Here is a 22,256-nt window from a genome sequence, read left to right on the forward strand (position 1 = left end):
CCAGCCATATACCGCAGGTCCTGGATGTCGACACATCCAGGACGCTTCGCGCCAACGGGCGCGGCGCACAGTCGCGCGCTCCAACGGTCATTCAGAATGACCGTTGGTACAACTCAGCAAACCCGCGGTGACCTCATGAGTGTGTCGTCCGGCCAACCGACGGCGTGGAAGCCGTCGGGCCATCTGCTGGCATGGCTGATCCTGCGCCGCGTGCTGCTGGGCGTGCTGCTGCTGGTCGCCGCCTCGGTGGTCATCTTCGGCGGCGTCGAGGCGCTGCCGGGCGATTTCGCCTCGACCTATCTAGGCCAGGAGGCGACCCCGCAGGCGGTCGAGAACATCCGCAAGGAGCTGAAGCTCGATCGCCCGCTGGTCGAGCGTTACGTCGACTGGCTCGGCGGCGTCGCGCAGGGTGATTTCGGCACCTCATGGTCCAACCGCAATTCGGTCGGCGAGCAGATCTGGAAACGGCTGGGCAACTCGCTGCTTTTGGCCGGTGTGTCGGCGCTGATCGCCATCCCGCTGGCGCTGGCGCTCGGCATGCTGGCGGTGCTCTACCGCAACCGCCTGCCCGACAAGGCAATCAGCATGCTGTCGCTGGCTGCGGTGTCATTGCCCGAATTCTTCATAGGCTACCTGCTCATCCAGTTCTTCACGGTGCGGCTCGGCGTCGCCGCGTTTCCAGCGACCGTCTATGACGGCATGGCGCTAGGCGAACGGCTGTCGGCGATCGCGCTTCCGGTCGTCACCCTCGTCGTCGCGGTGCTGGCGCACATGATGCGCATGACGCGCTCGGCCATCCTCAACGTGATGTCGTCGCCCTATGTCGAAACCGCCGAGCTCAAGGGCCTGTCGGCGCTCCGCATCATTGCCGAGCATGCCGCACCCAACGCCATCGCGCCGATCGTCACGGTGATCGCGCTCAATCTTGCCGCGCTTGTCGTCGGCGTGGTCGTGGTCGAGGTGGTGTTCGTCTATCCCGGCATCGGCCAGTACATGGTGGATGCGGTGACCGTGCGCGACATGCCCGTCGTGCAGGGATGCGGGCTGATCTTCGCCGCCATCTACATCGTGCTCAACCTTGTCGCCGATGTCGTCTCCATCCTGGCCAATCCGCGTCTGAGGCACCCACGATGAGACTGAGGTCGATGCCGGTCAGTGCGCGTATCGGCTGCGCGGGCATCCTGCTCGTTGTCGCCTGCGCCATCTTCGCGCCGCTGCTTGCACCCCATGACCAGAGTGCCATCGTCGGCGAGGTGTGGGCGCCGATGGGCGGCGACTTCCTGCTCGGCACCGACAGCCTCGGCCGCGATCTGCTGTCGCGCCTGATCTACGGCGCAAGGTCGACGCTGTTCGTCGCGCTGGCCGCCACTGTTCTGTCCTTCGCCATCGGTATCGTGCTCTCCTTCACCTCCGTCGTCAGCGGCGGCCTCGTCGACCAGGTGCTGTCGCGCTTCAACGACCTGATGATGTCGATCCCCGGCCTGATCCTCGCTCTGGTTGTTCTTGCCGTGCTGCCACAGAACGTCTGGGTCCTCATCATCGTCATGGCGACGATCGACTCGACCCGTGTCTACCGCATCGGCCGCGCCGTCGCGCTCGACGTCAGCGTCATGGATTTCGTCGAGGCGGCTTGGCTGCGCGGTGAAGGCAAGCTGTGGATCATCTTCCGCGAGATCCTGCCCAACACGCTGGCGCCGCTGCTTGGCGAATTCGGCCTGCGTTTTGCCTATTCGATCCTGTTCCTGTCGACACTGTCGTTCCTCGGGCTCGGCATCCAGCCGCCGGTCGCCGACTGGGGCGGCATGGTCAAGGACAACAAGGACGGCATCATCTTCGGCGTCTCGGCTTCGCTGGTTCCGGGCGCGGCGATCGCCTTCCTGGTCATTTCGGTCAACCTGGTGGTCGACTGGATGATCAATGCCGCCGCCAGCCTGAAGGGAGGCGGCAATGGCTGAGATGCTCGCGGTCAGGAACCTTCGCATCGAAGTCCCCGTGCAGAACCCGGATGGGTCTTCGGCCAGGCTGACGCTGGTCGACGACGTTTCCTTCGATGTCGGCAAGGGAAAAGTGCTCGGGTTGATCGGCGAATCCGGTGCCGGCAAGTCGACCATCGGCCTGTCAGCGCTGGCCTATGGGCGCGGCGGCGCCCGCATCACCGGCGGGCAGGTGCTGCTGGACGGCGTCGACATCGCCCGGCTGGACAATTCCGCGGTGCGCAGCCGGCGCGGCGCCCGCGTCGCTTATGTCGCCCAGTCCGCGGCGGCCGCCTTCAACCCGGCCTACAAGCTTGGCTGGCAGGTCATCGAAGCGACCGTGCGGCACGGCATCCTGTCGCGCGCCGCCGCGAACAAACGTGCGGCCTATCTGTTCGGCGTGCTTGGCCTGCCCGAGCCGGACAGTTTCGGCGAGCGCTACCCGCACCAGGTTTCCGGTGGGCAGTTGCAGCGCGCCATGACCGCCATGGCGCTTTGCCCGAAACCCGAGCTCATCGTCTTCGATGAACCGACCACCGCGCTCGACGTGACCACCCAGGTCGGTGTGCTGGCGGCCATCAAGCATGCCATCGCGGAAACCGCGACCGCCGCACTCTACATCACCCACGACCTCGCCGTCGTCGCCCAGGTGGCCGACGACATCATGGTGCTGCGGCATGGCAGGATGGTGGAATATGGCACCACCCGCCAGGTCATCGAGGCGCCGCGCGAAGACTACACCAAAGCGCTGGTGCAGGTTCGCCAGGCGGCGAGCCAGCTGCCGCCGGCGCAGACGGAAGAACTTCTCAAGGTCGACGGGCTGACGGCCGGCTATGCCAATGCGCCGGTGCTCAGGGACGTCTCGCTGTCGCTGCCCAGGGGGCAGACGCTGGCCATCGTCGGCGAATCCGGCTCCGGCAAGTCGACGCTGGCCAGGGTGGTCACCGGCCTGCTGCCGCAGCGCGAGGGCACGATCGCCTGGAAGGGGCAGGGGCTGCCGCCGGCCCGCAAGGACCGCTCCCTGGAGCAGTTGCGCCGCATCCAGATGATCTACCAGATGGCCGACACGGCGATGAACCCGCGCCAGAGCGTCGGCGACATCATCGGCCGGCCGCTGACGCTGTATTTCGGGTTGAACGGCAGCGCACGCACCGAACGTGTCAGGCAACTGCTCGACAGCATCGAGATGGGGCCGCAATTCATGAGCCGCTATCCGGCCGAGCTGTCCGGCGGCCAGAAGCAGCGCGTTGCAATTGCCCGCGCGCTCGCCGCCGAGCCCGAGCTCATCGTCTGCGACGAGCCGACTTCGGCGCTGGATCCGCTCGTCGCCGAAGGCATCCTCGAGCTGCTGACGCGGCTGCAGCGCGACACCGCGGTCTCGTACCTGTTCATCACCCACGACATTTCAATCGTGCGCGCCATCGCCCACCAGGTGGCGGTCATGCATCGCGGCCGCATCGTGCGCCAGGGACAGCAGGCAGCCGTGCTGTCGCCGCCCTTCGACGACTACACCGAGCTTCTGCTGAGCTCGACACCGGAAATGAAGCTCGGCTGGCTCGAGGGTGTGCTGTCACGGCGCAGCGCGGCTGCAGCTTCATAAGCAGTTCTTATAGGGGAGGAAACAAATGTCGAAGAACCTGTTCAACATGGACCTGACGGCCAACCGTCGCGACTTTCTCAGGGGCTCGATCGGTGCCGGCCTGATGCTGGGCAGCCTCGGCTCTGCGCTGGCGCAATCGGGTGAGCAAGCCAAGCCGGTCAAGGGCGGTCATCTCAAGCTCGGCATCGATGGTGCCGCAGCGACCGACTCGCTCGATCCGGCGACCTATATCGGCGCGTTCCTGTTCTGCATGGCGCGCAGCTTCGGCGACCACCTGGTGGTCAGCGACCCGGTCACCGGCAAGCCGCTGCCGTCGCTCGCGCAGAGCTGGGAGTCGGCCGACAACGCCAAGACCTGGACCTTCAAGATCCGCAGCGACGTCTCCTTCCACAACGGCAGGAAGATGACCATCGACGATGTCGTCAAGACATTGCAGCGCCACAGCGACGCGAAATCCCGCTCCGGCGCGCTCGGCTTCCTGAAGAGCATCGAATCCATCGAGGGGCACGGCAACGAACTGGTCATCAAGCTGTCGGAAAGCAATGTCGACATGCCGTTGATCCTGACGGCCTACAACCTCGCCATCCAGCCCAATGGCGGCTACGACAATCCCGGCGAAGGCATGGGCACCGGCCCCTACAAGCTGGTCAGCTTCGAGCCCGGCGTGCGCGCGCTGTTCGAAAAGAACAGCAATGACTGGCAGGAGCGCGGCTATGTCGACAGCTTCGAAGTCATCGCCATGAACGACGTCACCGCCCGCATCGCGGCGGTGTCGGCCGGCCGCGTCCACTTCATCAACGCGGTGAGCCCAAAGACGGTGCCGTTGCTGAAGCGCGCGCCGGGCCTGCAGATCCTCAATTCTCCGAGCCGCGGCCACTACACGCTGCCGATGATGGTCGACAAGGCGCCCTTCGACAACAACGACCTGCGCATGGCGCTGAAATACGCCATCGACCGCGAGGCCATCCTGCAGACGGTGCTGGGCGGCTACGGCACGATCGGCAATGATTTCCCGGTCAACGACACCTATCCCTATTTCCCGGCGGAGATCGAGCAGCGTGCTTTCGATCCGGACAAGGCGGCATTCCATTTCAAGAAATCGGGACACGACGGCCCGGTCGTGCTGCGCACCTCGGAAGGAACCTTCCCGGGAGCGGTCGATGCCGCCGTGCTCTACCAGGAAAGCGCGAAGAAGGCCGGCATCCAGATCGAGGTCAAGCGCGAACCCGCCGACGGCTACTGGAACAATGTCTGGCGCTCGGCGCCGTTCTGCATGTCCTATTACGGCAGCCGCCTGACCCAGGACCTTATGTACGCGACCGAGCATCTGTCGGACTCGCCGGCCAACGAGACCAATTTCAAGCGGCCGGATTTCGACAAGCTGATCAAGGAAGCGCGCGTCGAGGCCGACGAGGCCAAGCGCAAGGAACTCTACCACGCCGCTGCCGTCATGGTGCGCGACGAGGGCGGCTCGATCATCCCGATCTTCAACAACAACCTCAACGCCGCGACGGGCAAGCTGAAAGGCTATGTCAACGATGTCGGCAACGACCTGTCGAACGGCTACGTCGCCTCGCGCGTCTGGCTGGAAGCCTGATACCGGCGGTCACCTTGAGTGACCGTTGCGGCGCGTGCTCCACTGGAGCGTTTCCGTTCGCGGAAACGCTCTCTTTCGTTGTTCTCGCATCGGTTGGAACCCGCCGTTCCAACCGGCGTTCTTGAATTCATGGAAGAGTTCATCGACCGCTTCGGGCAACCGACATGGCTGCCTTTTTCCGTGGTGTCTGCGCGGCTGCTGCTGGCGGCGGTGCTTGGTGCGGTTGTCGGCATGGAGCGGGAATGGCGCAATCGGCCGGCAGGCCTGCGCACCCACATCCTGATCTGCCTGGCTACGGCGATGATTGCCATCCTGACCATCGAGATCACCCATGTCGACGTCTTTGCCGGTCAGGAGATCAGGATCGATCCGATCCGGCTGGTCGAAGCGACGACCGCTGGCGTTGCCTTCCTGGCCGCCGGGCTGATCTTCTTCGCCAAGGGCGAGGTCCATGGGCTGACCACCGGCGCCGGCATGTGGCTGGCCGGCGCCATCGGCCTGGCCGTTGGGCTCGGCTTCTGGCAGATCGCCCTTCTGGCTACCGTGCTCGCCGTGATCGTGCTCAGCCTGCTGCAGCTCGTGCAGATCGACAAGAAGGATTCGTAACCTCCACGATCGAAGGTTGCCGCCGGTCCGCTCAGGCGTCCAGCTCCAGAGCAGGCGCGGAAAACAGGCCCGATGCCAGCCTGACGAAGGGCCGTGACAGCATGATCGGCAGGACCCAGGACTGTACCCGCATGCCGAACCTGCTTTGCGGGATGTAGTGGCCGCCGATCTTTCGGGAGACCGCCTGCATCCTGGTCACCAGCGGCCGCAGGCGCGCCTCATAGGCATCGAAGGCTTCCGCATGCGGCCTGCGCGCCAGTTCGCTGGCCAGCACATAAGCACCGGCCATGGCGGTCGACGTTCCCTGGCCGGCCAAAAATGTCAGGCACCAGGCTGAATCGCCAAGCAGCACGACGCGGCCCTTCGACCATTTCGGCACCTCGATCTGGGAGACGGTGTCGAAGAAGGACGTGTCCCAGTCGATCGCGGAGCGCAGCGCCGAGGCCACCGGTTCCGGCCAGGCGCCGAAGTGCTGCTGGAGGACATCGCGGCGTCCGTCCGCGTCGAGACGTTCGGTCGCCTCGTCGCGCCAGCAGAACAGCGTCGCTGCCGTGCCGTCGCCGATATCGTAGAGCCCGCCCTGGTGGTCGACATCCATCATGCCGACGAAGCTCGCCCCGAGCGATGCCTGCAGCGGAACGCGCCAGGCGCTGGCGCGATAGCCGAGCGGTCGCAGGAACTCCTCATGCGGGCCGAACAGCATGGCCCGCAGGGCACTGCGATAGCCGTCGGCTGCCACGACGATGTCGAAGCGATCGTTGCTGCCATCGGAGAAGGTCACGTCGACACCGTTGCCATCATCGTTCACGGCGGTGACGGTCGTCTGGTAGCGGATTGCGACATCGGCTTCGACATGGCGCGTCAGGATGTCCTGGAACGCATAGCGCATGATCGCCAGCATGCGGCCGCCCGATGCCTTGAACAGCGTGCGGTAGTCGTAGGAGAACAGTTTGCGGCCGTGTCGGTCGCGGTGCAGGGCAGGGCCGAGCGGCATCGCACTGGCCTTGAATTCTCCAATCAGCCCGAGCTGCTCGGCGACGTTCCAACCATTGACATGCAGCCCGATCGAATAGCCGCCGGTGCGGCCCTTTTCGGCCTTCTCGACGACCATGCAGTCGATGCCGTGCAGCTTCAGGCAGGCGGCAAGGGTCAGGCCGGCGGGGCCACCGCCGGCGATCAGGATGCGCATGGCCGCCTCCTCAGAACGTCAGGTTGGCGCGCACGCCGAAGGTGCGGCCTTCGCCGAGCTGGTAGACGTTTCCGTAAGGCGCACCGGCGTTGAAGCCGTAGGTCGTGTAGGTCTTGTCGAAGAGATTGGTGACGAAGGCTTCCGCGGCGACCTTCTTGTCCAGTTCCCATCTGAAGCCGAGATCGATCAGCGCGTAACCCTTCTGGCCGACCGTGTTGGTCTCGTCGAAATAGACGCGGTCGACATAGTTGAGCGCGGCATAGGGAATGAGCGCCGAGCCGTCGCCGAGTTCGTAACGGTAGTCGACCATCAGGTTGGCGGTGAGGGCAGGCGCATAAGGCACGGTCTTGCCGGTGAAGTTCGCCTTGCCTCCGGTCGGGTCCCGGTATTCGGTGAACTCCGAGCGGTTGTAGCCGAGCCCTACGGTGACGCCGAGTTCATCGGTCGGCCTGGCGCGCAGCTTGACGTCGACGCCCTTGGCGGCGACCTCACCGACATTCTGCAGATATTGGAACGGCTGCATGCCGACGAACATCTGGTAGTCCTTGGTGACGTTGTAATAGGTCGAGACCTGCGCCTCGAGCGTTTCGGCCGCATTGCGGTACTTGAGGCCGACTTCGCCGTTGTAGGTGGTCTGCGGATCATAGGTGAAGGCGTTGTTCAGCGAGGTGACGGTACGGGTGAAGCCGCCCGCCTTGAAGCCCGTCGAGAACAGGCCGTACACACGCAGTTCGTCGGTCAGCCCGTAACTGGCGCCGAGCTTGGGTGAAAGCGCGGTGAAGCTGTTGTCCTTGCCGAAATTGATCATGCCGGACGCCTGTGCGGCGGCCCGCTCATAGTCGAAGCGCAGCCCGGGTGTGATGTCGAGCCGGTCGGTCGCATGCCAGGTCACGTCGGCGAAGGCCGCGTAGGAATCGATCTTCTGCCGCGCCACCTGCCGCATCGCCGGCAGGTTCCGGACGAAATCGAGATGCTGGTAATAGAGGCCGGCGACATAGTCGATCGCATTGCCCTGGTCCGGATTGGAGGCGATGCGCAGTTCCTGGCTGAGCGTCCACTGCTTTTCGGGCGTGTAGGAACCGAAGACCGTGCGGTCGAAATCGCTCTTCTGGTAGCCGGTCAGGGCGGTGACCGTGGCATTGCCGAGGTCGTAGCTGGCGTTGATGCCGAAATTCCAGGTGTCGAGCGTGTATTTCGACGGGATCGGCAACGCGATGCGGTCCTTCAGCATCCGCTCCATGACGAAATGTTCCTCGGTCGAGGTGACGCGGCCACGCCCGGCCGACACCATCACGTCGAGCGGGCTGCCGTCCGGGGCATAGCGCAGCCGCATTTGCCCGTTGATGTCGTCCGAACCGCCGACGCGCTCGTTCGTCATCATCGTCGTGTAGGGGTCCTTCTCGTGTTGCCCGGTGAAGGTGGCATCGCCATAGAGCACGCCGTCGATGATCGGCACATTGGCGTAGGCCGTGCCGCTGACACCCCTGTTGGTGACGCCGCCATCCAGGCCGAAGCGCAGCTCATTGTCGGGCTTTCGGGTGGTGATGTTGATGACGCCGCCGAGAGCGCCGCGACCGTAGAGCGTCGCCTGCGGGCCGTAGAGCAGCTCGACGCTTTCAACGCCGCCGGGCAGGCTGCGCGACAGGTTGAAACTGTCCTGCGGCAGGCCGTCGACATAGACCTGCGTGCTCGGATTGTAGAAATCGAGCGAGGCCTGGCCACGAATGGTGAAATTCGCATAGGCGCGGCTGGAGCGGGTGCGGATGTTCACATCGGGGAAGATGCGGTCGAGATCCGCGACCTTGTCGATGTTGCGGATGCGCAGCGCGTCGGCATTGGCGACGTCGACCGTCGAAGGCACCGCGAAATTGTCCTGGCTGCGCTTGGTCGAAGTGATGACGATGCGCTCGAGCAGCGTGCCCTGGGCAGCCTGTTGGGCGGCCGCCGGCTGCGGCAGCGCGGCGGCGAGGATGGCGGAGATGCCGCAGAGGCGATGACGCATCATGGTTCCAGTACTCTTTCATGGGAGGGCGCCCGGCCGGGGACGGCCAGGAAGCGGGAGACAAGCAGCAGGGCGGCAAGCAGGAAGGCCGCCGATGCGCCGAACAGCGCGCCATATCCGAACAGCTTGCCGAGATGGCCGGCGACGGCCGATGCTGCGATCGCGATGATGGCGTCGAGGCTCTGCAGGGCGGCGAAGTCGGTGGCGGTCTGGTCGGGATTGCACCAGTTCATCATCGCGGCGTAGAGCGCGACGAAGGACAGGGCGACGGCTGCTCCCTGGGCGATGAGAAGGCCGGCGGCGAGCGTCTGCGATATCGATCCGACGATTTCCAGCGAGGCCAGCGCCGCAAGAAGGGCGGCATTCAGAAGTGCCGCAATCACGACCGCCCGTCTTATGCCGGTGGCCTGGACCACCAATGCGCCAAGCGTCGCGGCAATGAAGCCGGCGACCGCTCCACCTGCGCCACGCACCATGCCGATCGTGTCGAGCGACATGCCCTTGTCGACCAGATAGGGGCCGGTCATCGCCGATCCCATGCGGATGCCGATCTGGTAGACGAGCAGGAAGACGACCCCCTTCATCAGCAGCCGGTTGGAGAGCACGCTCCTCAGCGCAACGCGGCGAACGGACGATGTCTCCCTGTCACGCCGCGCTGCCAGACCGGACGAGAACAGCACCGGCAGGCTGAGAAGCGCGATGAAGCCGGCCATGACCACCATGGAGACGGCCCAGCCCGCGGCGCTGTAGACCATCAGCCAGAGCCCGCCGCCGATCAGGAAGCCGACATAGGCGCCTGCCGTCGATGCGCCGCTGGCCGCGCCGCGCGTTTCCGCGCTCGTTGCCCTGACCGCAAGCGAATCCGTCGCGATATCCTGCGTCGCCGCCAGCGTCGCCATCACCAGCAGCACCACCGAAAGCGGCAGCAGATGGGTCTGGGGCGGGAAGGCCGCGGCTGCGAGGAAGCAGGCGGCGACGCCCGCCTGGCAGGCCAGGATCCAGGAGCGTTCCGTGAAGAAACGGTCGACCAGCGGTGCCCACAGGAATTTCAGTGCCCAGGGCAGGAACAGCACTGCCAGGTAGCCGATCTGGTCGAGCGGCATGCCGGCATCGCGCAGGGCGACCGGCAAAGCGGATTGCACCATGCTGCCGGTGACGGACTGGGCGGCATAAAGACCCGCCAGCAGGCCGAGAACGGCCCATGTTCCGGCCCGGGCCGAGAGGTTCATGGATGTCGCGGACATTGCCCCTCGCAATGAAAAACACGCGCCCCCATAGGCCTTTTGCTAAAACTTGACTATTGTAATCAGGTTCAAGGATATTGTGATCCGGTCCGTTTTTTCGCGGACACGGTTGGCGGGGTCGGTCATGAATCTACGGGTGGAACAGCGGACCCTGGCGCAGTCGGACCAGGATCATGTCGTCGTGCTCGGCCCGAACCCGGCCGACGCCACGCCGACCATATCGGTGTCGCCACGCGATCGCCGGCCGCTGCAGCGGGCGCGCGACCTGATGATCGCCGACCTGGCGCGGCCCTGGACGCTGGATGAACTCGCCCGCGATGCCGGCCTGACCCAGAAGCGCCTGAAAACAGGGTTCAAGGCCATGTATGGCTACGCCGTCTATGCCTTCCTGCAGGAGCAACGGCTTCTGGAAGGCCGCCGGTTGATCGAGAGCGGCGAGATGAACGTGACGCAGGCGGCGCTCGCCGTCGGATACGGCAATCCCAGCCATTTCTCGCAGCTGTTCCTGCGCCGCTTTGGCACGCAGCCGTCCCGGCTGCGCGCGGTCGCAGTTGCTTAAGCGCACCTCCAGGGGACGCATGACGATACGTTGACCCTGGCGCGTTTCCAAGGCGGTTTCCGGTACGTTCCGGGACATGACGTCGTCCCCGGAACAGGCGCCGCTCAGCCGGCAAAGTAACCCGGCTGGTCGAGATCGGCGATGAGGTCGGGACCCTTCGGCTTCCAGCCGAGCAGCTTGCGTGTCTGCTCCGCCGACGCCGACATGTTGGTGCCGGCGAAATGCGCGAACCAGCCAAAATGCTCCGCCGGGCGCGCTTCGACCGGCAGACCGAGCCGGCGGCCGATCACCGTGGCGATCTCCTTGAACGGCACACTCTCGTCGGCGACTGCATGGTATGCCTGTTCGGTCACGCCCTGTTCCAGCGCCAGCCGGTAGACGCGTGCCGCATCCAGCCGGTGCACGCCTGACCAGGCATTCGAACCGTCATCGATATAGGCCGAGACACCCTTTTCGCGTGCCATGCGGATGAGCAGCGGCACGAAGCCGTAGTCGCCGAGGCCATGCACCGACGGCGCCAGCCGCACCGTCGCGACACGCACGCCGCGCTCGGCCAGCGCCCGCGCCGCGACTTCCGATTTCCGCAGCGATGGATTGGGAATGTCCGCCTCTGTCGCCCCGCGCGGCAGTCCGAGCAGGCCCGACGTCACCAGAAGCGGACGTCGCGATCCGGCCAGCCCGCTGCCGAGGGTCGCGATCACATGCTGGTCGAGCGCGGCACTTTCGACGAACTTCGAGAAGTCGTGGTTGAAGGCGGTGTGGATCACCGCATCGGCGGCCGCGGCCGCGCTGCGCAGGGCCTCGTCGTCCTCCAGCGTGGCGCGAACCACATGCGCGCCTTTCCAGGCCAGCGCGGACGCCTTTTCCGGGTCGCGGGCAAGCCCGGTCACCGTGTGGCCGGCCTCGATCAGGTCGTCGACGACAGCCGAGCCCACCCAGCCGGTGGCGCCTGTTACGAATACATGCATGGCAAGTGGTCTCCGTTGCGCGCACCCGTTGCGGGTGGCGTGTGTTGTGTTGATCCATGGGGAGGGCATGCATCGCATACCCTGGTTCTGATCCGGCTCTGGTCGCATCACCGTTCCGGAATGGATCCCCGACACTCTCCGGTCGCTTTGCTCCCTCCGAGGTCGAGGATGACGGACTTCATGAGCTGTCGGCGCTCATTGTCATCGCCGGCGTCAACATCAAGGTCGGGGGCTAATCAACGCCGCCAGCAACCTCTCTGTCATCATCGACATTGGTGATTGGCCGAAGCACTCAATACCCTCGTCATCCTCGACCTCGTAGCGAAGCGAAGAGTGTCGGGGATCCATTCCGGAACGGCGGTGAAGCAGCGCCGGCTCGTGTCTTCGATCAGCCTCTGCCGACCCAGACCGACAGCTCGACATCCTCGTCGAAGGGCAGCGACAGATAGCCTTGCGCCGGATCGCGCACCCGCTGCAGATATTCGGGGCACATGTCGGCATTGTCCGCCACCACGATGGCGCCGGGTTTCAGCCACGGCTCCAGCAGGCTCAGAACCTCCGGATAGATCGCCTTGGCGCCGTCGAGCAGCACGAGGTCGATCGCCTGCGGAAGATCGGTGGCAAGAGTCTTCAGCGCGTCGCCTTCGCGGATCTCGACGAGGTCGGCCAGGCCGCCGGCTTCGATGTGCTGTCTGGCGCGCGCCACCTTGGACGGCTCGAATTCGGTGGTGATCAGCCGGCCGCCGCCATTGTCGCGCAGCGCAGCCGCAAGATGCAGCGTCGATATGCCGAACGAGGTGCCGAACTCGACGACCGAGCGGGCGCCGCTGCCGCGTGCCAGCATGTAGAGCAGGGTTCCGGTCTTCTCGGAGACGGGAAGCCAGAGATCCTTCATGCGCCCGTAGAGGTCGAGATATTCGGTCTTGCTGTCGAACAGCCGGGCCCGATCAGCGGCGCCGATGGTGGCCGCGCTCGAGCCGGATGTCGCCGCCTCGTGGAACAGGCGCTCCAGCAAAGGCGCCAGCGGGGTTGTCGTCAATGTGTTCACGTCTCTCTCCGATCGATGTTTTCGCGTGGCCTTTAGGTACGCCGCGCCAGCTACGCCTGCTAATCGCATTGGTTGGAGAAAGCCTTGACCTCCGTTCATGTTATTGTTTTTGCTTGAGAATGTGGGCCGGCCAGCTTGGCTGGAACTGCCCTGGACGATGAATAGCACGCCAATTGTTCAGATTTGCCGGGGGCCGAGGAACTATCGGATGCCGATCCATTCTGGAACGCCGACAAAGGCGCGGCGGTGCAGACCCAGCTTCATCCTTGCGCGCTGCCGGCTATGGGCTTAGCTGTTCGCGTTCCACAATCAGGACCGGCATGCCACCACGACGCCCGACAATCTCGCAGACCAGAAAACCGCAGCAGGCCCGCTCGGCCGAACTGGTGGCCGCGATCCTCGAGGCCGCTGTCCAGGTGCTGGCGCGCGAAGGCATCAAGCGTTTCACCATGGCGCGCGTGGCGGAGCGCACCGGAGCCAGCATCGGTTCGCTCTACCAGTATTTTCCCAACAAGGCCGCGATCCTGTTTCGCCTGCAAAGCGACGAATGGCGTCAGACCACGGAGATGCTGCGCAGCGTCCTGCAGGATCAGGGCAAGCCGCCGCTGCAGCGCCTGCGAACACTGGTGCGGGCTTTCATCCAGTCGGAATGCGCGGAAGCCGAGGTGCGCGCCGCGCTAGACAGCGTTGCCCCGCTCTACCGCGATGCGCCGGAAGCCCGCGAAGCCCGTGCCGAGGGCGACGGCATCATCGAAACCTTCATGGTGGAAGTGCTGCCCGGCGTGCCGCACGCCATGCGCGATACCGCCACCGACCTCATCATGTCGGCCATGGCGGCGCTGGGCAAGGAGTTCTCCGAGAGCCCGCGCACCGCTGCCGAGATCGACGCTTATGCCGATGCCATGGCGGACATGTTCTGTGCCTATCTCGAAACGCTTGGGCGCCGGGGCGGTTTGCCGGAAGGCGGAGGCGAATCTTCGGGCCTCAGCGCGCCCGCACGGGGCTGGTCGCGGTGATGCCGTCGATGCTCCAGGGGCCGGGCCCGGCCACGGCGAGATACAGGAAAGCGAAACCGTAGACGACCGCGAGCTTGCCGTCGTCGAGGAAGAAGCCCGGCTGCGTCTGCGTCGTGAAGTAGGCGATTGCCGTGACACCGGCCAGCAGCAGCGCGACGGAGCGCGAGGCCAGCCCGAACAGCAGCATCGAGCCCAGCATGATTTCCACGATGCCGCTCAGCCAGACCGGCGTGAAGGGCTGCGGCATGCAGCCGATGCTGGTGCAGCCAAGTAACTTGATCACCGCATGCTGGGAAAATGTCAGCGCGATTGCCACGCGCAGGATGCTGAGCAGTCGCGGTTGCATGTCGAGGGACATCGTTATCCTCGGTTGAAGATCATGCTTGGATGCTTAGGCGAGCGCGCGATCACGCAACAATGAACTTGTCGAGAGACCGGCGTCAGCGGATGGCCGCGCCGCATGCCAGTCGAGCATCGATCCGGTTCATTCCTGTCCCAAACGTCAGGAACCGCGCTCCAATTCGTGCATGAAATGCCCTATGAGTTCGTTTGAAATTCGACGTGGCAGGTTTGCGGTGCGTCCTTCGAGGCTCGCCCGGCAAGGGCTTGGGCTGTACTTTCAGTCGACGTGCGGGCGAGCACCTCAGGATGAGGGAGGTCGTGCCGGGCCTCCTATTCTGAGACGCTCCAAAGCTGAATTCTGAAATGCTCCAAAGCTGGGAAGCTGCGCCAGCCGTCCTCATCCTGAGGTGCTCGCAACGCGAGTCTCGAAGGACGCACCAAAGCATCGCCGGTTGTCCAGAGTTCCGAAACTGGCTCTAACATGGCCGCCAAAAGAAAGGACGCGCCTCGATGTCGACTGAGTTTGCCGGACGCGAACAATTGCGGGCGAGTTCCGCCGAATTCCGCAGGGAAGTCATCGAGGTCGCCGAGGGCGTCTTCGCTGCGGTCGGCTATTCGGCAAGCAACGTCACGCTGATCCGGGGCGAGGGCGGATCGGTCATCGTCGACACCGCTGCCAATCCCGTGGATGCGCAGGCCATTGTCGAAGCCTTCGGAAGCCGACTGCTGCGACCCGTCAGGGCGATCATCTACACGCACAACCACCCGGACCACTCCGGCGGTGCGACGGTCTTTGCCGGGGCCGACACGCCGGACATCTGGGCTCATCGCACGCTGCTGGAGTCCGGTCCGGAATTCGCAAGGGGACCGCGCGATGGCGGCGACGCCTTCGGAACGGCGCTGCCGGACGCGCTTTTCATCAATGCCGGAACCCAGCGCGAATATGGCCGCGTCACGCCGCACACCCGCGAGGGGTTCATTGCGCCGACCCATACCTTTGCCGGAGACAGCGAGATAATCGAGGTGGCGGGTGTGGTGATGCAACTCATGCACACGCCGGGAGAGTCGCCGGAGAACACCGCCGTCTGGATCGCCGCCAGGGACGTGCTGATCCCCGGTGACGACGTCCTGAAATCATACCCGAACCTGTCGCCGATCCGTGGCCTCAAATTGCGGCCTCCGGAGCGATGGATCGCCAGCCTCGACAGAATGCTGGCGCTCGATGCCGGCGCCATGGTGCAGGGTCACATGCGCCCTGTCGTCGGCAAGGCGGAAGTGCGCAAGGCGCTGACCGACTATCGCGACGGCATCAGCACCGTGCTCGAGCAGACGCTCGCCGGCATCCGGCAGGGCAGGACGCCGGACGAACTGGTCCGTGAGGTCAGGCTTGCGCCCGATCTCGCCGCCAGCCCCTATCTGCAGGAATATTACGGCAGCGTGGCCTGGGCGGTGCGCGGCATCTATGCCGACTATGTCGGCTGGTTCGACGGCAACGCCACCCATCTCAACCCGCTGCCGCCGGCCGAGCGCGCCGCGAGGATGATCGATATGGCAGGCGGGCCGGAGGCCATGCTGGCGCGCGCCGGCGCGGCTGTCGAACAAGGCGACTTCCAGTGGGCCGCCGAGCTCAGCGATTGCCTGCTGGCCGTGAACCCGGCGGACCCGGCAGCCAGGCAGGTCAAGGCGCGCGCGTTGACCGAACTCGGCGAGCGCCAGCTCAACGCCACAGCCCGCAATTATTACCTGACCACGGCGCAGTTCCTGTCGCGGGTCTAGACTGGAGTGCGGCTCGCCTGACCTCGCCATGTCCCAATTGGGACATTGACCGTGCACCCCTCGGTGCGGCCTCATCCGGCTTCGATTGTCGAAGGGGCCCGCATGTCACGCACGCTTTCCACCACGCCGAAACAGGACGGGTTCCGGGCGCCGGGCGAATTCGAGCCCAAGGCCGGCTGCTGGCTGATCTGGCCGGAACGGCCCGACACCTGGCGGCTGGGCGCCAAGCCGGCGCAGAAAGAATTCGTCAAGGTGGCGGCAGCCATCGCCGAGAGCGAACCGGTCACCATCGCGGTGTCGCGCCGGCAATGGCTCAATGCCCGCGCCATGCTGCCGGGGCATATCCGTCTCGTCGAGATGGCCACCAATGACAGCTGGCTGCGCGACAGCGGTCCGAATTTCGTCATCGACGACAAGGGTGCGGTGCGCGGCGTCGACTGGACCTTCAACGCCTATGGCGGCTTCGACGGCGGCCTCTATGCACCCTGGGACCTCGATGATCTCGTCGCCCGCAAGGTGCTGGAGACGGAACGGATGGACCGCTACCGTTCGCCCTTGATCGCCGAAGGCGGTGGCCTGCAATGCGACGGGCAGGGCACGCTGGTCACCACCGAACAGTGCCTTTTGAACCGCAACCGCAACGGCCATCTCGGCAAGGAGGCGGTGGAACGGCAGCTTTGCGATTATCTCGGTCTCGACACCGTGATCTGGCTGCCGCGCGGCTTCGCCTTCGACGAGACCGACGGCCATATCGACGATCTCTGCTGTTTCGTGCGGCCGGGCGTGGTGGCGCTGAGCTGGACCGACGAGCGCGACGACCCGCAATATGAGATCGTGCGCGAGGCCGAGGACATATTGCGCTCAGTCACCGATGCGCGCGGCCGCCGGCTGGAAGTCCATCGCATCCGCCATCCGCTGCCCATCGAGATGACGGCCGAGGAGGCCGCAGGCGTCGATCGCGTCGACGCCACCTGGGCGCGGCCCGAAGGCAACCGGGTCGCCGCCACCTACATCAACTATTATCCCGGCAACAGCGTGGTGGTGGTGCCACAGTTTGCCGACGAAAAGCTCGACATCGCGGCCAAGGCGAAGCTCGCCGAACTATTTCCGGCTCATCGTATTGTCGGCATCGAAAACTCGCGCGAAATTCTGCTGGGCGGCGGCAACGTCGCCTGCATCACGCTGCCCGTCTATGCGGGCGGCAAACCGGCCTGAAGAGGGCGAATGCCCCGCAGGCCAACACAATGGGAGATATTATGCGCTTATCCATGATCTCGGCACTTGCAATCGCATGTTGCGTTTTCGCGAGCACCGCCAGGGCCGAGGAAGAAAAAGTCGTCAATGTCTACAACTGGTCCGACTACATCGCCCCCGACACGGCGGCGAAGTTCGAGAAGGAGACCGGCATCAAGGTCGTCTACGACGTCTATGACGGCAATGAGGTGCTGGAGACCAAGCTTTTGACCGGCGGATCGGGTTATGACGTCGTCTATCCGTCCGCCTTTCCGTTCCTGAAAAACCAGGTCACGGCCAACGCTTTCATGCCGCTGGACAGGGCGAAGCTCGGCAATTTCGCCAAACTCGATCCGCAGGCGCAGAAGCTGGTCGGCAACGCTGACCCGGGCAATGTCCATGCCGTGCCTTACATGGAGGTGACCGACGGCGTCGGCTACAATGTCGAGGCGGTGAAGAAGCGCATGCCCGACGCGCCGGTCGATTCCCTCGACATGGTCTTCAACCCGGACGTGGTGAAGAACTTCGCCGATTGCGGCGTCACCATCCTCGACGCGCCGGCCGAGATCATCCCCATCGCGATGAACTATCTGAAGATCGATCCGAAATCGACCAACCCCGAAGATCTCGACAAGGTCGAGGCGCTTCTGGCCAAGGTGCGGCCCTACATCCGCTATTTCCATTCCTCGAAATACATCAACGATCTCGCCAATGGCGACATCTGCGTCGTGCTCGGCTGGTCCGGCGACATTCTGCAGGCGCGGGCGCGTGGCGCGGCCGCAACCAAGAAGATCGACATCGCCTATGCCATCCCGAAGGAAGGAACGCTGATCAATTTCGACACCATGGCCGTGCCGAAGGATGCGCCGCATCCGCAGAACGCGCTGGCCTGGATCGACTTCAACATGCGCCCCGACATCGCGGCGGCGAATTCCAGCCACATCTCCTTCGCCAATCCGATCCCGGAATCGCTGCCCCTGGTCGATCCGGCCGTGGCCAAGGACCCCGGCGTGTTTCCGCCGGCCGAGGTGAAGGCCAAGCTGTTCGTGCTCAATCCGGCTGACGCCAAGCAACTGCGCCTGCAGAATCGGCTGTGGACGCGGGTTGTGACGGGGCAGTGAATGGGGCGGGCGCCTTTGGCCTGCCCGTGCCGGGATCCATTCCCTTCAATGTTCAGGAATGGATCCCCGACACTCGCCGCTCCCTGCGGTCGCTCACGAGGGCGAGGATGACGGAGTTCGGTTGCCTGCGCCAATCTCCGACGTTGATGTCACCGTTGGAGATTGGCTGAAGCGCAGCCTCAAACGCCGTCATCCTCGACCTCGAAAGGAGCGAAGCGACTGGAGAGTGTCGGGGATCCATGCCGGAACGAGGGGGAAGATGCAGCGGTCCAGACCCAGGCTATGCCGGGTGGCAAGCGCACTTGAACACGAAGGGCGAAGCCTACGCCAAAGGCGCCATACCAGTCGCCCTCGCAGCGGCCATCAGCTCCACCTGCGAATGAATGCCGAGCTTGGCATAGACCTTCTTGATGTGGTTGCGCACGGTTCCGGGCGAGATGGCGAGGTTGCGTGAAATGGATTTGGCCGAGCCGCCGTCGATGAGCAGGTCCGCGATCTGGCGTTCGCGCCCGCTGAGCCGCGACAGCCGCAGAGCGGGCTGCGCATGCTCGGCTTCCATCTGTTGTTCGGCGCGCCATTGATGCCAGAGCTGCGTCAGCACCAGCCGCGTCGCACCGCTGATCGCTTCGGCCAGCGCAAGGTCGTCCGCGCCGAAGGCCGACGCGCCACGAAAGCGCAGGAAGGTGATGTAGCCGGCCGCCCTGGCGTCGAGGTTGAAGACGCCGGTGATCTCGTCGAAGCTCTGCGACGGTTCGTAGAAGTCGCGGTAATAGGCGGTTCGCCGGAAGTCGCCCGTATCGAGCGCGGCGAGGGGCAGCAGGAAATCCTGTCGCGTGCTGGTAAACATGCGGAAGAACGGGTCCTGCCGGTAGAGGCGCGCGTCGTAGTTGCGGTTCCAGGGATCCGGCCCGCGGTCGTCGATGGTGACGGAACTGTTGTCGCGCAGGTAAAGCCCGACATAGGCGCGGTCGCAGGCCAGAAGTCCGCTGGCTGCCGTGGTGAAGGTCGCCGAGATCTCTTTGCTCGAGCTGGCCTGCGCCGCCGCAGCCAGGCCCTGGCTCCAGCGTCCGAACCGTTCCAGAGCAATTCCAGCAAAAGTGCGCAGCGGTTTTGCGTCTGGAGTTGCGTCAGAACAGGGAGTGTTTCCGCGTTTCCGCGAAGAACGGAAACGCTCTGGGGAAAAAGCCGGCTGCATGTCGTTGACGATAGACCGTGCGGGCAGGAATTCAAGTTAAAGCAATCATGTGACCGTTATCGCCGGTCAACCGTGACAAGGGAGTTCGCCGCATCATGCGCAAGGTAACCGTCGCCGCCACACAGATGGCCTGCGTCTGGGACGAGAAGGACAATGTCGCGCGCGCCGAGCGGCTGGTGCGGGAGGCCAAGAAGAAGGGCGCCGATCTCGTCCTGATCCAGGAACTGTTCGCCGCTCCCTATTTCTGCCAGGACCAGTTTCATGGCTTCTTCGACCTCGCCCGGCCGTTTGCCGACAACCCTCTGATCGGACATTTCGCCGCTCTGGCGCGCGAGCTCGGCGTCGTGTTGCCGGTCAGCTATTTCGAGCGCGCCGGCCAGAGCTATTTCAACAGCCTTGCCGTCATCGACGCCGACGGCAGCGTGCTCGGCAACTACCGCAAGAGCCACCTGCCGGACGGTCCTGGCTACACGGAGAAGTTCTATTTTTCTCCGGGCGACACCGGCTTCAAGGTGTGGAAGACCAAGGCCGGCACCATCGGCGTCGGCATCTGCTGGGACCAGTGGTTTCCCGAAGCCGCGCGCTCGATGGCGCTGCAGGGCGCCGAGATCCTGCTCTATCCGACCGCCATCGGCTCCGAGCCGCATGATGCCGGCCTGGATTCCAGCGCGCACTGGCAGCGCGTCATGCAGGGCCATGCCGGCGCCAACATCATGCCGCTGCTGGCCTCAAACCGCATCGGCACCGAACAGGGCCGCGCCGGCACCAGCATCACCTTCTACGGCTCGTCCTTCATCGCCGATCCGACCGGCGCCAAGGTGGCCGAGGCGGATCGCGAAACCGAAACCGTGCTGACCGCCTCCTTCGACCTCGACGCCATCGCCCACCAGCGCCGCTCCTGGGGTGTGTTCCGTGACCGGCGGCCCGAGCTGTATGGGCGGCTGGCGACGCTGGATGGTGGGCTGTCGGACTGAGGCGGCAGCGCGTGGTGTTGCCGGGTGGCTGCTCCATATCTTCAGACGTTCCGGAATGGATCCCCGACACTCTTCGGTCGCTTCGCTCCCTGCGAGGTCGAGGATGACGAGGGGAAGGGCGGTTCGGCCAATCTCCGACGTTGGCGATGACGCCGCCGCTCCTGGTTAGCGCTCCCGGTGACGTTGATCGTGGCACCTGCGTTCGCGGTTTGCGCACGGCAAAAGAATTCCGTCATCCTCGACCTCGTAGGGAGCGAAGCGACCGAAGAGTGTCGGGGATCCATTCCGGAACGCTGAGGATCGTGGGACGGTCCAGACCTGCATCGCTGCCGGAACGCCGGATCGCAAACTCAAGAGAATGTCGACGCCACAGGCACTTACCCTGCCTCCGCCTCCTGCCAGTGCGGATAGGTGACATAGGCGGTGATCGCGCCGTCGTCGTGGGCGCGGATCGTGACGCGGTCGCCCTTCGGCATATGCACGATTTCGCCCGGCCCGGCGGTGATCTCGCCGCTCTCGCTCGTCACCGACAGCCGCCCCTTCAGCACCACCATGACGTCGTCGACGGCAAGCGTGATGTCGATGCTGACGTCAGGCCCGTAGCGGCCGTAGCCGATGGTGATCGGCGCGCCATGGCGCTGGTCGACCAGATTGCCGGTGAAGACCTCGCCGTCCAGTCCGGGTACATGTTCGAAATTGGCATCGGACACGGAAAACTTGCTAACGGTCATGCGGGGCTCCTTTGCGCGGGTTGGCATCGGACAACGCAGCAGGTCGATGTCTGGTTCAAATGACCGGCTCTTCGAAGCTTCGGGATGCATCGAGGGGTGAGACCGCGTCTTGCTTTTCGAACAGCAAGATCGGTCGAGCGCGTTATGGCACCAGGCGGCTATCTGGGCCGGCCACGGAGAAAACGATGAAGCCGGCACTTCAGACCTACCATGCCCGCATGCAGCGTGTGCTCGACCATATCGACCGTCATCTCGACGGCGATCTGGATCTTGACGCGCTGAGCCGGGTTGCCGCCTTCTCGAAGTTCCATTTTCACCGGCAGTTCATGGCGACCTTCGGCCTGTCCGTGCATCGCTACGTCCAACTGGCCCGCATGAAGCGTGCTTCACAGCGGCTGGCCGTTGCGGACGCCGAAAGCGTCACGGCGATCGCGATGGATGCCGGCTACGATGCACCCGATGCCTTCGCCCGCGCCTTCCGGCAACGGCTCGGGCAATCGCCGTCGTCGTTCCGGAAGTCGCCCGACTGGGAACCGTGGCTTGTGGCCTTCGGGCCTCTCGACAATGCGAGGAGCAAGCTGATGCAGATCATTTTTAGCCAAGACGACGTGACGATCCGCGATGTGGAGCCGACACCGGTGGCGATGCTGGAACATCGTGGCGACCGCGCCACGCTCGGCACGACAGCCGAGCGCTTCAGGGCCTGGGGCAAGGCCGCCGGCTTGTCGGCCGAGATGCGCTCGACCTTCATGGTGTTTCGCTCCGAGCGCTGTCCAGCCAATCCGGCCGACTATGCCATGGACCTGTGCGTCGAGACGGACCAGCCGGTCGATCCGGACGATGCGCTGATGAAGGCCGGCATCATCCCCGGCGGACGCTGCGCGGTGCTGCGCTATCCCGGCAACACCAACAACCTCGAACCCGCGGCAACCTATCTCTACCGCGAATGGCTGCCGGCCAGCGGCGAGGAGGTGCGCGACTTCCCGGTCTATTGCCGGCGCCGTCTCGCCCTCATCCCGGAAGTGCCGGCGCATGAGGTGGTGGTGGAACTGTTCCTGCCGCTGAAGTAGCAGCGGGCAGGG

20 protein-coding genes are annotated in these 22,256 nt (G+C 64.7%); 12 read left to right on the forward strand and 8 right to left on the reverse strand.

Annotated features, from left to right (window positions below):
- Positions 1–135: 135 nt before the first annotated feature.
- The 5 genes from AC3WTO_RS28955 to AC3WTO_RS28975 all read left to right on the forward strand — a co-directional run bounded on the left by AC3WTO_RS28955 (position 136) and on the right by AC3WTO_RS28975 (position 5,776).
- Positions 136–1,134, forward strand: a complete 999-nt coding sequence (locus AC3WTO_RS28955; RefSeq protein WP_492464402.1) for an ABC transporter permease — start codon at positions 136–138, stop codon at positions 1,132–1,134.
- Positions 1,131–1,955, forward strand: a complete 825-nt coding sequence (locus AC3WTO_RS28960) for an ABC transporter permease (protein WP_492464403.1) — start codon at positions 1,131–1,133, stop codon at positions 1,953–1,955. Before AC3WTO_RS28955 ends, AC3WTO_RS28960 begins: the two co-directional genes overlap by 4 nt.
- Positions 1,948–3,573, forward strand: a complete 1,626-nt coding sequence (locus tag AC3WTO_RS28965) for an ABC transporter ATP-binding protein (RefSeq protein WP_492464404.1) — start codon at positions 1,948–1,950, stop codon at positions 3,571–3,573. Before AC3WTO_RS28960 ends, AC3WTO_RS28965 begins: the two co-directional genes overlap by 8 nt.
- Before the next feature lie 25 nt (positions 3,574–3,598).
- Entirely contained in the window at positions 3,599–5,170 is a 1,572-nt protein-coding gene (locus AC3WTO_RS28970; protein ID WP_492464405.1) for an ABC transporter substrate-binding protein, read from the forward strand.
- A gap of 129 nt (positions 5,171–5,299) precedes the next feature.
- Positions 5,300–5,776, forward strand: a complete 477-nt coding sequence (locus AC3WTO_RS28975) for an MgtC/SapB family protein (protein WP_492464406.1) — start codon at positions 5,300–5,302, stop codon at positions 5,774–5,776.
- A 31-nt stretch (positions 5,777–5,807) separates the two neighbouring features.
- On the opposite strand, the gene AC3WTO_RS28980 is transcribed toward AC3WTO_RS28975, so the two are convergent.
- The 3 genes from AC3WTO_RS28980 to AC3WTO_RS28990 are packed head-to-tail and all read right to left on the reverse strand — an operon-like array spanning position 5,808 to position 10,211.
- On the reverse strand, positions 5,808–6,965 hold the full coding sequence (locus AC3WTO_RS28980; RefSeq protein ID WP_492464407.1) for an FAD-dependent monooxygenase: 1,158 nt from the start codon (positions 6,963–6,965) through the stop codon (positions 5,808–5,810).
- A 10-nt stretch (positions 6,966–6,975) separates the two neighbouring features.
- The gene (locus tag AC3WTO_RS28985; protein ID WP_492464408.1) at positions 6,976–8,970 is read right to left on the reverse strand and encodes a TonB-dependent receptor; all 1,995 of its coding nucleotides are present in this window, start codon (positions 8,968–8,970) and stop codon (positions 6,976–6,978) included.
- Entirely contained in the window at positions 8,967–10,211 is a 1,245-nt protein-coding gene (locus tag AC3WTO_RS28990) for an MFS transporter (RefSeq protein WP_492464409.1), read from the reverse strand. Before AC3WTO_RS28990 ends, AC3WTO_RS28985 begins: the two co-directional genes overlap by 4 nt.
- A 124-nt stretch (positions 10,212–10,335) precedes the next feature.
- On the opposite strand from AC3WTO_RS28990, the gene AC3WTO_RS28995 reads away from it, so the two are divergent.
- Positions 10,336–10,770, forward strand: a complete 435-nt coding sequence (locus AC3WTO_RS28995) for a helix-turn-helix domain-containing protein (RefSeq protein WP_492464410.1) — start codon at positions 10,336–10,338, stop codon at positions 10,768–10,770.
- Between the two features lie 104 nt (positions 10,771–10,874).
- Here AC3WTO_RS28995 and AC3WTO_RS29000 read toward each other — a convergent pair whose 3' ends face one another.
- Together AC3WTO_RS29000 and AC3WTO_RS29005 are read right to left on the reverse strand one after the other, a co-directional pair.
- Positions 10,875–11,738, reverse strand: coding sequence for an SDR family oxidoreductase (locus AC3WTO_RS29000; protein ID WP_492464411.1), 864 nt, complete (start codon positions 11,736–11,738; stop codon positions 10,875–10,877).
- Positions 11,739–12,126: 388 nt separating this feature from the next.
- Positions 12,127–12,786 (reverse strand): O-methyltransferase, encoded by a 660-nt coding sequence (locus tag AC3WTO_RS29005; protein ID WP_492464412.1) that lies wholly within the window; start codon positions 12,784–12,786, stop codon positions 12,127–12,129.
- Between the two features lie 320 nt (positions 12,787–13,106).
- Here AC3WTO_RS29005 and AC3WTO_RS29010 point away from each other — a divergent pair, with 320 nt between their 5' ends.
- The gene (locus AC3WTO_RS29010; RefSeq protein WP_492464413.1) at positions 13,107–13,802 is read left to right on the forward strand and encodes a TetR/AcrR family transcriptional regulator; all 696 of its coding nucleotides are present in this window, start codon (positions 13,107–13,109) and stop codon (positions 13,800–13,802) included.
- On the opposite strand, the gene AC3WTO_RS29015 is transcribed toward AC3WTO_RS29010, so the two are convergent.
- Positions 13,771–14,160, reverse strand: coding sequence for a DoxX family protein (locus AC3WTO_RS29015; protein WP_492464414.1), 390 nt, complete (start codon positions 14,158–14,160; stop codon positions 13,771–13,773). The two genes, AC3WTO_RS29010 and AC3WTO_RS29015, sit on opposite strands and share 32 nt — an antisense overlap.
- A gap of 494 nt (positions 14,161–14,654) precedes the next feature.
- On the opposite strand from AC3WTO_RS29015, the gene AC3WTO_RS29020 reads away from it, so the two are divergent.
- The 3 genes from AC3WTO_RS29020 (at position 14,655) to AC3WTO_RS29030 (ending at position 18,274) form a co-directional block, all read left to right on the forward strand.
- Positions 14,655–15,920, forward strand: a complete 1,266-nt coding sequence (locus AC3WTO_RS29020; RefSeq protein ID WP_492464415.1) for an alkyl sulfatase dimerization domain-containing protein — start codon at positions 14,655–14,657, stop codon at positions 15,918–15,920.
- Positions 15,921–16,022: 102 nt separating this feature from the next.
- Positions 16,023–17,135, forward strand: coding sequence for an agmatine deiminase (gene aguA / locus AC3WTO_RS29025; protein ID WP_492464416.1), 1,113 nt, complete (start codon positions 16,023–16,025; stop codon positions 17,133–17,135).
- 41 nt (positions 17,136–17,176) lie between these two features.
- A complete protein-coding gene (locus AC3WTO_RS29030) occupies positions 17,177–18,274 on the forward strand; it encodes a polyamine ABC transporter substrate-binding protein (protein ID WP_492464417.1) in 1,098 nt (365 codons plus the stop codon).
- 322 nt (positions 18,275–18,596) lie between these two features.
- Here the strand turns inward: AC3WTO_RS29030 and AC3WTO_RS29035 are convergent, their stop codons facing one another.
- Positions 18,597–19,469 carry a helix-turn-helix transcriptional regulator gene (locus AC3WTO_RS29035; protein ID WP_492464418.1) on the reverse strand — a complete coding sequence of 291 codons (873 nt, stop codon included), beginning with the start codon at positions 19,467–19,469 and terminating at the stop codon, positions 18,597–18,599.
- 95 nt (positions 19,470–19,564) lie between these two features.
- Between AC3WTO_RS29035 and aguB the strand changes: the two genes are divergently transcribed.
- On the forward strand, positions 19,565–20,443 hold the full coding sequence (aguB, locus tag AC3WTO_RS29040; protein ID WP_492464419.1) for an N-carbamoylputrescine amidase: 879 nt from the start codon (positions 19,565–19,567) through the stop codon (positions 20,441–20,443).
- A gap of 377 nt (positions 20,444–20,820) precedes the next feature.
- Here aguB and AC3WTO_RS29045 read toward each other — a convergent pair whose 3' ends face one another.
- Entirely contained in the window at positions 20,821–21,174 is a 354-nt protein-coding gene (locus AC3WTO_RS29045) for an ethanolamine utilization protein (RefSeq protein WP_492464420.1), read from the reverse strand.
- Between the two features lie 185 nt (positions 21,175–21,359).
- Here AC3WTO_RS29045 and AC3WTO_RS29050 point away from each other — a divergent pair, with 185 nt between their 5' ends.
- On the forward strand, positions 21,360–22,244 hold the full coding sequence (locus AC3WTO_RS29050; protein ID WP_492464421.1) for an AraC family transcriptional regulator: 885 nt from the start codon (positions 21,360–21,362) through the stop codon (positions 22,242–22,244).
- Positions 22,245–22,256: the final 12 nt, after the last annotated feature.

Source organism: Mesorhizobium sp. EU05-FHT14A09, from assembly GCF_058790995.1.